At 38.8% G+C, this 13,574-nt stretch carries 7 protein-coding genes; all 7 read right to left on the bottom strand.

All coding sequences use genetic code 11. The annotated features are described in order from the left end of the window. Positions 1 to 21: 21 nt before the first annotated feature. The 7 genes from R2Q84_RS05265 to R2Q84_RS05235 all read right to left on the bottom strand — a co-directional run bounded on the left by R2Q84_RS05265 (position 22) and on the right by R2Q84_RS05235 (position 13,455). Positions 22 to 1,227 carry a thioredoxin family protein gene (locus R2Q84_RS05265; RefSeq protein ID WP_316815480.1) on the bottom strand — a complete coding sequence of 402 codons (1,206 nt, stop codon included), beginning with the start codon at positions 1,225 to 1,227 and terminating at the stop codon, positions 22 to 24. Positions 1,228 to 1,243: 16 nt separating this feature from the next. After that, the gene (locus R2Q84_RS05260; RefSeq protein WP_316815479.1) at positions 1,244 to 2,536 is read right to left on the bottom strand and encodes a M43 family zinc metalloprotease; all 1,293 of its coding nucleotides are present in this window, start codon (positions 2,534 to 2,536) and stop codon (positions 1,244 to 1,246) included. A 23-nt stretch (positions 2,537 to 2,559) separates the two neighbouring features. Then, complete coding sequence (locus tag R2Q84_RS05255; protein WP_316815478.1) at positions 2,560 to 4,080, bottom strand: RagB/SusD family nutrient uptake outer membrane protein; 1,521 nt, start codon at positions 4,078 to 4,080, stop codon at positions 2,560 to 2,562. Between the two features lie 11 nt (positions 4,081 to 4,091). Next, positions 4,092 to 7,682 carry a SusC/RagA family TonB-linked outer membrane protein gene (locus tag R2Q84_RS05250; RefSeq protein WP_316815477.1) on the bottom strand — a complete coding sequence of 1,197 codons (3,591 nt, stop codon included), beginning with the start codon at positions 7,680 to 7,682 and terminating at the stop codon, positions 4,092 to 4,094. A gap of 123 nt (positions 7,683 to 7,805) precedes the next feature. Beyond that, complete coding sequence (locus R2Q84_RS05245; protein ID WP_316815476.1) at positions 7,806 to 8,915, bottom strand: FecR family protein; 1,110 nt, start codon at positions 8,913 to 8,915, stop codon at positions 7,806 to 7,808. An 85-nt stretch (positions 8,916 to 9,000) separates the two neighbouring features. Beyond that, on the bottom strand, positions 9,001 to 9,627 hold the full coding sequence (locus R2Q84_RS05240; RefSeq protein ID WP_316815475.1) for an RNA polymerase sigma-70 factor: 627 nt from the start codon (positions 9,625 to 9,627) through the stop codon (positions 9,001 to 9,003). 99 nt (positions 9,628 to 9,726) lie between these two features. Then, the gene (locus tag R2Q84_RS05235) at positions 9,727 to 13,455 is read right to left on the bottom strand and encodes a DUF3857 domain-containing protein (protein WP_316815474.1); all 3,729 of its coding nucleotides are present in this window, start codon (positions 13,453 to 13,455) and stop codon (positions 9,727 to 9,729) included. Positions 13,456 to 13,574: the final 119 nt, after the last annotated feature.

Genomic DNA, 13,574 nt, shown 5'->3' with positions numbered 1-13,574 from the left:
ATTATGTATTTAAGTTAATTTTTAATCTTTCATCATTGGAGGAGTCATCTGGCCTTTTTGAGCCGCTTCCTTTCTAAGGTCTTGTGCTTTAGTGGCCATTATTTCAGCTTCAGCAGTTTTACCTTGTTTTTTTAGCGTTCTTTTTCTCAGATCTGCCAGTTGAATATTAGCAAATAAATTAGGGTTTGTTTGCTCGATCTGTTCTGCCCACTTCAAAGCATGTTTATAATGTTGGGCCGGAGCTGCAGTAACTAAATCATTAGCAGCGCCAATTACAAAACCAGATTTGTTTTTAAAATCAGCATCTCCCATAACAACGTCTACTTTAGCTATAAAATTATCCCATTTATTTGCGGCCGCGAATTCAACAAGTTCAAGCTGAGCAAGCATTGGTTTTGAATAATCAGTTCCGGCACTTAGCATCTTTCTGATGGATGCTATTTTCTCAGCGGCTTCTTTTAGATCAGTTTTCTTTTCGTATGCTCTTTTAATCGCATAAACAGATGAACTCATTGTTCTCTGGAAATACATGTTCACCTTTTCCGTGTCGTATTTTTTTCCTAGTTCCGCTTTATGGGCATACAAATAAACAAAGGATTGAGCAGCGGGGTTATTGAGGTATTTTAAGGCAAGGTTCCAGTTTTTATCTTCCATCAAACTTGCTTTTGGTAAGCCATCAAAATATACCCTTGCTACCGCACCCATTTTGTCTGACTCATAAGCTTTATCCAAAGCCTCCATATAAGCTATTGCAGTGGCTTCCGAATGATCGCCTCCATTAAACTTCTTTGCCAGTCCAAATGTGGTATTTTCCGGGCTTAGAGCTTTTTTTGCTTCCTCCATAAACTCAGGGGCAGACATACTGCCTACAATTTTATGTACAACTTCGCCGTCGCCATTCACAAACAGGTAAGTAGGGTAGGCGCTTACTCCATATTTGTCTTTTAATGCCGGGCCTTCACCTTTTTCCATATCATACTTAACATTTAGGAAAGTTTGGTTAAACAGGTCGGCTACGTTGTCTTTGGTGAAAACGTCTTTTGCCATCATTTTACAGGGACCGCACCAGGAAGTATACGCATCAAAAAAGATGATCTTTTTCTCTTTTTTTGCTGTAGCCAGCTGAGTTTTCCAGTCGGCTTCCCTAAAAGTGATCTCTCGGGTTTGAGCAGTTGCCCCGGTTATCATACCGAGGCTTAGTGCTAATGTTAATAATCTTTGTTTCATTTTTACTGACCTTCTTTTATTGTGTTTTAGAATTCATCCTTCCCGGACATCTTAACATAACCGATCGCATTCTATTGACCTGATCAAGTGTAAGGGAATTACGGCTACTTGGATAGCGGTTATCATCCATTGCATTCTCAAGAAAAAACTTTTCACCGTTTACTGCTGTTTGAATGGTTGTTGTATTGTCTTGATTAGCGCTGGCATATTCTGGCGTATCCTGGCAAAAATCTGAGTACTGGCGACTGGCATTAAATGAAGTTCCGTATAAGCCGTAAAAGTTACCAATGGCATTAAAAATCTCTATTCTGCGTTCAAAACCAGGTCTGAATACTGAATACGGCATGAGGGCACTTGTGTATTGGGCCTGGGTGGCTGTCACAAAATCATCCTCATCTACTGCAGTTCCGGCAACACCAGGGATTAATACCTGACCTGAGCCGGGGGCTAACTGTTTTGCAGGGAATAAAGCTCCTAAAAAACTACCAGAACCGAATGGAAATAATTGAATGTTTAAGTATAATTTAGGGTTCCAGATATACTTAGCCACGTTAGCTGGGGTTTTATTGATAAAACCGGTAAAATCATTTGGGTTAATTGGAGCCAGCAAAGGATTGGTTTTAACTTCATCGCTGTAGACAACCCTGTCGTAACCAGGGAATTGTAAGGTTTGTCCAGCGGCATTTTTAGTCGCCAATCTAAACACTACATTCGCGGCAGCACCATTTGGCGCATTACCCACTTTATTGTTAATGATATCGTTCATGATTTTCAAACCATTAACTATATCCGCATAATTTGTAGGTTGAAAAGAAGAAGGGTCATAAGCCGGATTGGTAGGATTTAATTCCCATACATGGAAGATCACATCAACATATAGCGTTGGCAGAACCGGTGGAGTGGCCCTGATGGTTACTTCCTTTATGGGCGATTTGATATTGCCTACCTGAGCATAAAATTTAAGCTTTGATCCTGCAACCGCGGTTGACGTGTTGTAAGTAAAACCAACTTCTTTATTGGTCGTCTCCTCATATATTTTAACCGTTCCAGCGGGCAATTTTCTGTAATCAAATACTTGATTAGTTGTAGTGCCATCAGCATTCTGAATAGTTTTATTGGTTTCTACAATAAATTTTAAGGTAGCCTTGCCATCCGCAATCAGCATGTCGCTGCCTGTATAAAAGTTTATAGAACTGACATCATCAGCACTAATTTCTACCATTTTATAATCAAATTCGCTCTGTTTACAGCCGGTAAAACATGCTGTAGCGCTTAAGATTGCGCTTATAATAAAATTTTTAATATTCATCTTCGTCGTTATTGAAATAAAAATTAGTATTCAATTAATGCCCAGCCCGGGTTCGGAACAATGTTATTATTTTGTTGTATTTCTACCAACGGTATTGGTAAGGCATAACGATAGTCATTAGGTGGAACCGTAATGTTATACTGCTTGTTGAAAAATCTGATATTTCTGTTGATGGTTTTATTGGCATAGCGTTTTAAATCCAACCAACGTTTATCCGTATCGGCAAAAAATTCTCTTCTTCTTTCATTGATGATTTCCGTTAGTAAGGCGGTACCACTTAAGCCCGTAAAATCTCCGGCACTTCTAAAAGCACGGAATTTATTTAAGGTAATTAACGCTTCTCCCTCAGCGCCTAGTCTGAATTGCGCTTCAATCAGCATCATATAAGCCTCCTCGGGTTTAAACATAACTGTTTGTCCGGCTTTGGTACTTCCACTTGCTGTACCGTCAGAAGGCCAGGCTGCACTTAAGATTTTTCCAGTTGCACCAGCTGTATTAAAGTAATTTGAGACACGAATATCAGTACTGGTAAACAAAGCTGCAAAGTCCGCACTTAAAGGAATGTTCATTGGACCAAATCCTATATATTGATAGGCTCCTCCATAAAGACCCGATACGTCGGCATTCGAAGAAGCCTGCTGAACGATAACTGGATAATTAGGGTCTAGTCCACCATAAGCAGCGATGCGCGCCGCTGCCGTAGTAGGTATTAATGCATCTACTGCTTCAAGTGCAGCAAGGCTATGTGTTTTAACATTTGAGTAGTCACTTGCTTCTTTAGCAGGAGATTCAGCCTTATACCAATATACCTGAGCGAGTAAATGATTGATGTAACGTTTATTGTACAACACATTATATCCTACAGCAGGACTGGTACGGTTCACCATTTCCAATGCTTTATTCAGGTCTTCTAAAATTATTTTATATGAATTTGCATGGGTTTCACGCTTTGGTTTGATACCCAATACACCCTCTCCGGTATGCAGGTAAATAGGAATCCCCATATCTGCATTATTGTATATACCATAATATTGTAGCAGCTTAAACAAAGAGTAGGCACGGTTGGTATACATTTCGCCAAGTAATTGATCCTGATCTGTGTTACTTACACCCTTTATGGTGCCAAGCTGATCTATTAAGCTGTTTAAAAAACCAACAAGCTCATAATGGTGCGACCACAACATAGCTGAAGTAGCTTGTTGGTTCCACAATAGCATATCGGCATAAGTTTTTTCCGGAGTTTTGATCAGCGTGTTAGATGCCAGGTAGCAATTCGGAAGTGCATTTTCGAAATCGATATCATCTGAATAAGCTCCGAACATCGTTGCTGCAAGGATTGGACATGCAGGGACTGGCTGACCATATAAAGGTTTTGTAATTCTTGGGGTAACAAGCACACGAAGGTGGGCACCCAAAAGGGATTTAACGTCTGTAATAGTAGTTACTGTACGTTGATTTTTTGCCGGAAGATCCAGGAATTTCTTACAACCTGTAAATAGTCCAAAAATCAGGATCAAATACGTAATAAATATTTTATGTTTCATGATTTCCAATGTTAAAATCCAACAGTTAATGAAAGGGTATAAGCTTTAGTGTTTGGATATCCAAAAGCCGTTTGAGTTTCCGGATCAGTACCACTATAGTTACTTACCATAAATAAATTGTTAGCTACCAATGTAGCCTTTAGCGTTTTAAGCGCTGTTTGTTTTAAAATGCTTTTTGGCGCTCTCCAGGAGAATGACATTTCATTGCATTTTAAATAATTTCCTTTTTCAAGGTCGGTCGAAATCAAGTATTGGGTATAACCAGCCGGGCTGTTTTTGTAAAGTGGAATATTGGTGATGTCACCAGCCTGGGTCCACCTGTTCAGGTTTTCTTTTAGTCTGTTGGTTCTACTGGCGGTAACGTCATCAGGATTCAGTGTCGGTCCTTCACGTCTATCTCTAAAACCTAAAATCTGGTTGCCTGTAGCAAGCACGAAAGTAGAGGCAAATTCAAGAGATTTGTAGACTAAACGGGTGCTAAAACCTCCATAAAGTTCCGGATCTCTATGTCCCAGATAAGAGGTTACATAATCTGATTGAAGGACAGCAGTTGAAGTTTTACTTAAATCCACCAATTCCTCGGTATAAGAGGTTACGACTTCAGTACCTACCTGTTCTGTTTTTTTCTTTTGGGCGTAAACCATTACACTTCCGGTAGCTGGATCTACATGCGCAAACTTATAACCATACCATCCATTTACCGGGTAACCCTGTATATTTCTGGTCGTTGAGTTGGTGGAATTTGTGGCGCTGGCAACGTTTGGAAGTGTTTTCTCATAAACATTATCCAAATTGTTTTTAACCTTGGTAATGTTTCCACCTACTTCCCAAAGTAAATCTTTGGTTTTAATGGCTTCAATTCTGGCCGAAATCTCAAAGCCTTTATTGCTCATCGAACCAACGTTTACAATAGCAGATGGTCTACCTACAGAAGGTGGGGTGATGGTATTGTCTAATAAATCTTTAACCTTTTCGTCGAAGTACCTGAATTCGGTATTGAACCTTCCGTTAAATAATGAGAGTTCAGCTCCTAAATTGGTTTCTTGTTTCTTTTCCCATCTAATCACAGGGTTTCCATAAGCAAAGCTATTTGCTACAGCAATGTTATTGTAAACATCTGTACCTAAAGTATAGGTGTGGAATGGTAATGCACTTCTGTTGATACTTCCGCGATATCCAAATCCTGCTGAAAGTACAAGACGGCTGATTACAGAATTGTATCTTTCTAGGAAGCGCTCATTGTGTGCATTCCATTTAACACCGGCAGACCAAAGTGGAGAGAACTGGTTGTCTGAACCAACAATATCCACTCCGTCATACCTTACATTTCCATTAAATACATAACGGTCATTATAAGAATATACCAATGAACCAATATAAGAAGCATTTCTATTTTCACGGGTTGATGTGCCACCCAATCTGGAAAGATCAAGATTCATGAACCTTGTGTCAGGAACTAAGTCCCAGCTTGGATAACCAGCAATAGCATATTCCTGCAAATAAATTGGGTTAAAATTGTTGAACCTGTCGTTTGTTACGCCGCCAAACTCAAAAGCCGTAAATGCCTGAACAAAATGGTTCTTTATCCTTTTTGAGTATTCAAGTGTATTGCGGACGGTATAATCCATGGTGCGTCCAGTGGATTCTTCCAGAAAACCACGGTTATAGTCTGGTAAAACATTGCCTGATGCAGAAGCTCTATTTAACCAGTTACCTACCCACGATCTATAGGTTCCTGCATAAGATTCGTCTTTGTCATGTACACTTGTATAAGAGCCAGCTACGTTTCCGGTATATTTAAATCCACTTAAAAAGTTATATTCAAGTGCGAACTGTCCACGTATATTGCCATAATTATTAGTTAACCGATTCTCCCTCAATTCCCGAAGGATATTAAAGTTTGAATAATATAATGAAGGAGCAGATCCTACTGTAACGGGGATTTCCCTGTAGGACATATCGGAGGCGTAGGATCCATCGGCATTATATGGTTTTTCGTAAGGATTGGCAAATATCGCATATTTGAAAGGGTCAATTCCAGTTAGTCCCGACCCACCAGGTACATTAGGTCGTCCCTCCACATTTTTTTTAATGGTAGAGTAAAGGTTCAGGTTAACTAATAATTTATTGGTAATGAACCTGGAAAGCTTCATGTTAAAACCAGCGGTTTGGAACTGATTTTCGATCAGACTACCCTGTGAGTTCTGGTAGTTAACTGAGGTAAAATAGGTTGTCTTGGTATTTCCACCGCTCATACTAATGTTGTGCGACTGGCTAAAGGCGTTTCTATACAACTCGTCAATCCAATTGGTATTGGTTTGTCCAAGCTCTGCAATTTGGCGTTCTGCTTCGGCTGACGTGATAGAGCCATTCTCGGCCAGGTTTAACAACTGTCCAACACGGCCACTTCGCTCGTATGAGGTATGGAAATTGTTATATAAATCACGTTCAAAACCAATCTTTTCCTGACTGTTCATAAATTTGAACTTATTTACAGGCTTTTCTGTGATGCCAAATTTACCCGAGTAATTGATATAATCGCTACCTGCTTTACCTGTTTTTGTAGTGATTACAATTACTCCATTTGCAGCTCTGGATCCATAGATAGCTGCAGCTGTTGCATCCTTAAGAATGGTGATTGTTTCTATATTTTCTGGTGGGATATTTCCGATACCATTTGAAATCAGCGAATTCATACCTCCGGAAACTTCTCCTTCTTGCAAAGGCATTCCGTCAAGTACATATAAGGGTTCAACATTCCCGGTAAGTGTATTTACACCTCTGATGATAATTTGTCCGGTTTCACCTGGCCTACCGGTTACACTTCTTACATAAACGCCCGGGAGCTTTCCTGAAAGGGCCTTATCGAATGTGGTTATTCCAGAGTTTTCGAGATCCTTTGCCGTCGCAACAGCGACAGAGCCAACAGCAACGTTTTTGCTAAGGTGTTGTAAACCTGTACTGATAATCACAGCTTCTTGCAGACGGGTTAATCCTTCAACCAATACGATTACAATGGGCTTTTTTAAGCCATTTACAGGAACTCTTTTGGTATTGTAACCTACGTAAGAAATCAACAGGACCGCATCCTGAGGTACGGATGTTAGTCTGAATTTTCCCTGGGCATCTGTTTTGGCAAATATATCGCTTTGCATCACTTTAATTGTTGCACCTGCAATAGGGCTGCCAAGGGTATCGGTTACTTTCCCCTCTACGGTGATATTTATGGCTGCCTTTTCAGGCTCGTTTTCCCGTAAGATAACAGTTTTATCAACGAGCGAAAAGGTAAAGGGTTGGTCTTTAAAGCATTGTTTTAAAACATCAATCAGATCGATATTTTTAACATTTATACTTACTGGTTTTGCTTTCTTTAATAAGCCTAGCTTGTAAATGAAATCGTAGCCACTTTGCTCGCGTATGTCATTGATAACCTTGTCAAGAGAAGCATTCTTTTTATTGATGGTTATTTTTTGCGCAAAGCTACTGGCACTGACCTGCATAACGGTTGCTATTAGTAAAACGGTGGTTAGTCGCATAATGAGCAGGAGTTTATTGATATAGCACGAAGCTATACCCGGTTTTTTGGTATATATTTTATACATTTGATAAGGTTATAAAGTTGATACTGTTGTAGAAAATATTGTTGACTAAATGCCAATCATTGGCCAGGAGTGTTTGCAGCACCTCTGGCTTTTTAGCATTTTAGCGTTTCGATGTTTAGGTAGTTATCTCGTCACTATGACCCTCCTTCCTTGAATTTTAAAATGAACATCTCCGGTTTTTTCTATGATATTTAATAGGGCCGATAGGCTTTTTTCTCTTGAAATTTTTGCTACAAAAGGATCTGATGCTGGTTGTACTTCATAGATCACATCCACATCGTACCATCTGGATACCTTATTCATTATGCTTTCCAGGCTCTCATTAAAATTAAAATATCCATTTTTCCAGGCAACGGCTTCTTCGAGGTCTACCTCGCTATTAACGGAAATGGTCTTTTCTGAAATGATGGATTGCTGACCTGGCGTTAGTGTTTTTCCAGTTTTTTTCCATGAATTGACCACATAAATACTTCCCTCTAATAGTGTTGTTTTTATACTTTCCTCGTCTTCGTATGCATTGATGTTAAAATGTGTGCCCAATACCTTTACATCCTGTTCTGCACTTACAACGATAAAAGGATGTTTTTTATCTTTTGCTACTTCGAAATAAGCTTCACCCTTCAGTTCAACTCTACGTTCGGTGGCATTGGTAAATGTAGCAGGAAATTTTAAACTACTGGCCGCGTTTAGCCAGACTTTGGTGCCATCCGGCAGTTGGATTTGGTAAGTGCCGCCGCGGGGCGTAACAATACTGGCCATCTCATTCTCGCTGGGCTGCGTTGTAGAGAGGATGGTTGTGTTGTCATTATATCTTAAATCTTTACCGATAACCAGACCGGTTTTTGCATTACTTAGCTGTATCGTTTTTCCGTTACTTAGGGTAAGTGTGGCCTTATTGCCCCCTGGTGCAATATCGCTGTGATTTGCAATTTTAGTATTGGGGATTACTGCTACCGGGCGCGGGTTATAGAACCAGATGCCGACTGAAATAGCAATAGCCGCTGCGGCCGTCGCAGAAATGATTGGCCAAAGGTTAATTTTTTTAGTGTTTATAGTTTTTGAAATGTTGTCCCACATTTCAATGTGGTTTTGTGGATAGGCTTGATCTTCTTCTTCCGGCTCATTTTTATTAATGTTGTTCAGCAACCAGTATTGTACTAGTGCTTCCTCTTCCTTATTGACTTTACCATGCAAATATCTATCTAAAAGATTTGCTGCTTTTTTGGTATTCATGCTATTTTATAAATCGGTTTTATTGTTCGATATATAAGTATTACCCATGACTTTTAAAAAGTAGTAGAAAAAAAATAAAATAATTTTAACGGCGCATTAGCGCCAGCAGAATAACAGCGGCAGGACCATGCTTATCTACATTTGTACGAATGATCCTGAGGGCATTGCTCACTTGTTTTCTAACTGTATTTTCAGCAATACCAAGTTGTGCGGCAATGTCTTTATAAGAGAGGTCTTTCTGGCGGCTGAGTTCAAATATTATCTTCATTTTTTCGGGAAGTTGTTTAATTTCCTTTTCAATCAGGTTATATAAGACTTCGATATCATATTCCGGACCTTGTTCATCAATGATTTCATCCTGAAACTGTGCCAGCGAATTCAGATAGTCGCTTTTTAGGCGACTTTTTCTCATGAACTTTAGTACGCTATTTTGTGCCGCGATGTATAAATAACCTGCTAAATTACCTTCTGTTCTGATGTTGTTACATTTATTCCAAATGGTAATAAAAAGATCCTGAACTACATCCTTAGATGCTTCTCCGTCTCTGAGCATTTGGTTTACCTGATAATATATTTTTGGTGCATACCTGTCGTATATTTCATTGAAAGCCATCTGATCGCCTTTTTTAAGCAGGTCGAGCAACTGTTGGTCAGTAAATGCGCCATAGGCTACCATGATAATAATTGACTTGTTTAGTGAATGTCTATGCAAGGTTAAATATTTAAACTCATATTATTACAACTGCACACAAGAAAAAATCCGCGAATTTTTAATAAAATTCGCGGATTCTTTAAAACTTATTTAAGTAACTTATTTTATGGCCAGTTGCTGATCATCTGCATTAACTATTTGTTTAAAAAATGCATAGAAGGCTTCTGTTTCTGCTAAAGGCACTAAATCCTTTTTTAAGAGGAACCTTCGTTTTAAGATGATTTTGTTTCCGGTGTGCTGGTTTTCAATACTAAACTCTATGAAATCATTTGAAAGATTTATGTTGTTTGGTAACTGTACGATGCTTTTACCGGTAGGGAGTTCCAGTGTTAATTGCTCGTTGGATTCTTCTACACTAAAGATCTGGGTAAGGTCAATTCCAAATTTTCTATTTGGTACCATTTGTAAAATCGAAGCAGGGATTTTATTGGACCATGGGATCGAGAATATTGACATTCCTGCAACAGGCTTAAATACATTGATCAGTCTATAGGAAGAGTATGCACTTAGGGTATCTGAAGTCGCGGTGGAAGGGTCCAGGTTTTTAAAATTAAGTGAGTAGACTTCATTCTCCGGATAAGTAGAGCTGATGTCGGTTTTCATCTTTTTTAATTGATCTTTGTTACTCATGTCATTATAAGACGAACGAACATAGCTGACAGCAGCACCTGTATTTTGATTGGTTTCGTTGATTACCATATCCATATTTTCGATCTTTACTCCTGTCTGGTAACTCAAGGTATTGTAACTTCTTAATCGCGGATTAAATTTGAACAGTTCATTAGATTTTTTTCCTATTTCGAGCACATTTGAATTTATAAAACCAGTGTTAAATGTGTTGAAGGGTAGGTTTCCCGAGGTAAGTTCCAGCCAGTAATCCTGATTGTTTATGGTTGCTTTTGCTATGCAGTGATTGAAGTCTATACTAGGTAGGGGTAAGGTACTTTGGCCGTTGTCCCTGGTACTTACCAGGGCTAAACTTGCGTCTATTCCTGCTTCTTTACACATCGCAACAAAGAGGGTAGAGACGTCTTTACAGTCACCAATACGTGTGTTGATCACGGTAGCTGGGTTTTGAGGGATTACTCCATTTTGTCTGAATGGAACCGAACTGTAAGCTATGTTACGTGTGATGTAGTTATAGATCATTTTAACTTTAGTAAGCTGATCTGTATTTTTCTGATTTGGAAAGAGCTCTTTTATCGTAGATTTAACTTCGTAACTGCTGCGTGCTTTTGCTGTTGCAATGTTGCTGTACCAATCTGAGACAAATTGCCAGTCGGGAATCGAGGAGAGATACAATTTGTTAACGACATCTTCTGAAGGGGGCATTTTGTCTTCATAAATTAAAGCCTTTTGATTTCCCTGTTGCCACACATATAGATCAAATTCATCTTTTTTATCTTTCTGAGGTGCAATAACTTCCTGGGAGAATACATATTTGAACGGCTTTTCCTGATGAATTAACAAAGAATATTTTTTATTAATGTAAGACAGGCCATCTGCGAAATAAAAGGAATCGGAAAAATGAGTGGCCATTTGCCCGGTAAAATAATTCTCGATGGTATATCGAAGGTTAACAGCATCACCAATTTCAACATTGGTAAATACGAGGTTGTTTCCATTTTGCTCCGCAGGTACTTTAGTTCCATTTGCTTTTATAACCTCGGCAACTTCGATATTGTAGTTTTGATCACTGTTATATGGAATATTGTATTCGGTATACGATTCTAATCCCTTTTGGGTAAGTATCTTTGTCGTTTCGAAATGTTTTTCTTCGGATCCACCGTTTTCATAAACAACTTTTTGTACTTCTTTGTTTAAAACGATTACCTGATCATCAGGATAGTCGGATGCTTTTGGAGCAGCGCTGATTATGGCTTTAATATCTGGTTGTACAAAATAATCGAAGACAGCTTTTTTCTCCTGTAATCGTCTAAGGGATCGGATGGCCTCGTAATTATTTGGATTAATCTGAAGTGTTTTATTGTAAGCTTCTGCACTTTTTTCTTTTTGTTTATTTACATTATATAAGAGACCAAGTGAGGTGTAGGTATCGGCATGATTTGGATCAATCTGGAGTGCCTGTAAATACACTTTTTCGGCATTGTCATATTGCTGAAGGTTATGATACTGTGCGGCAAGATCTGAATACACACCAAATGATATAGGATCATTTTTTATTTCTTCTTTGTATATGGCCAGACCTTTTTCACTATCACCTTTGTCAAAATAAATTTCTGCCAGGTATTTTGCAGAAGCATAATCGTCATTTTCTGCAATGTATTTTTCCAGAACAGCGATTGCATTGGGATTTTTTTTAATTTCTTTTTCCGCTGCGTATTTTACGCCTACAATATCAACCGAATTAGGGAATAGTGCGTACGACTTTTCTGCCAATAGAAGCACTTCCTGCTGGTTCTGGAGTTTTGCCGCAACATTCATTTTTTTTAAGAAGATATTGTCATTCTCTCCATATATCTTTTCCAGTTTTGCGATGGTTGCTGTTGCGTTGTTGTAATCTTTCTGGTTAAGATAGTCGTTATAGATGAGCTCAAGCGCATAGGCACATTCCGGATCATTTGTTTTAATAGCTTCTTGGAGCATTTCAACCCCTGTTCTGTTACCAGCCTTCGAAAAAAGATCAATCATCATCATGTTCAGATAGGTGCTTTTTGGGAAGCGATGTTTTAGCTTTTCGAGTAAACTGCGGCATTCAAATACATTACCTTGTCGGAGGTAAAGTCTTGCCAGCATCAATTGGTTCAGATAGTTGTTAGGAGATTTTTTTAGTTCGGTTTCAAAATAATTAAATGCGACGGGTTTTATTTTGATAGAAACATAACTGCTTTCTTTTGTATAGTTTTGAGGAGTAGAGGTTGTCGTAATGTTGGAAAGTGGTATTCCCTTTTGATCTGTTAAGCGGATCATGAAATTAGACCTGTCGGCATAACTTTCTCCTATCTGAACAAGGATTCTATTATAGCCTTCATTTAATTTTATGGAATTGATATAGGAGTCGAGATCATTATTTCTTTCTTCAGCTTCGCTGAGTATAAGCTGATCATTTACCCATACTTTAACGGATCCGGAAACGCCGGTCCTCAATTCGGCGGTCATATTTGCAGGGCTTTTAACAAAAGTTTGTGCAAACTGAACGGCATTTTTGTAATTGTTGTAATAGGAAAAGTCAAACCATTTATCCAATCGGTTGTACGGTACTGTTCGCCAGCCAAACTTACGATTACGTTTTCCGGAGAATATTGCATTCAGTTCGGGATGATCAATCACCTCATACGATTTATCAAACCCACTTGTAGAAATATTTTCAAACTCACCGGTAATAAGCCAATTTTCAAGTTGACCAATCTGGCCATAAGCCTTATTGGCCATCTCATAATTTTTGTTTTCCTGATGGTGTCTTCCAGCAAGAGACAAGGCCATAGCTGATAAGGTCCCATCAAGATCTTTTCTTTGGTAGAGGCTGTTGTAAAAAGCCATTTGCGCTGGTGATTTTCGGTAGCCCAGGTAATTTGCCGGACTTCCCCATAATGCGAATATGTAGGGCTCTGGTTTTTTTGAGGTTGTATATAATTTATTGAGATAAGTAAAAGCCTCATGTTCTGGCTTGTCCATTTCAGAAATAAGACATAAACCTATGTTAGCATCATCCTGCGTTTTCGGACTTTTAGCGAGTTGTAAGAATAAATTGCGTGATGATAGACGGTCATTTTGTAAGAATTTACTCCATGCATTGTCGACAGTAACCTGTGCATTTGATTCTAAAGAAAAGAACAGGGAGAGGATTAAAAGAGTTTTAATTTTCATTTATTTAAAGGCTTGGTTTGGCTGGTATTGTATATTCAATTATATGAAAAAAAAGGCGTTATTCATAGTAATTATAATATGGGCGGGAACGAAAAAAGCGAGCATTACGGCCCGCCTTT

This window comes from Pedobacter nyackensis, assembly GCF_032678475.1.
GTDB classification, from domain to species: Bacteria; Bacteroidota; Bacteroidia; order Sphingobacteriales; family Sphingobacteriaceae; genus Pedobacter; species Pedobacter nyackensis_A.
This window is presented reverse-complemented; position numbering and strand designations above follow the sequence as displayed.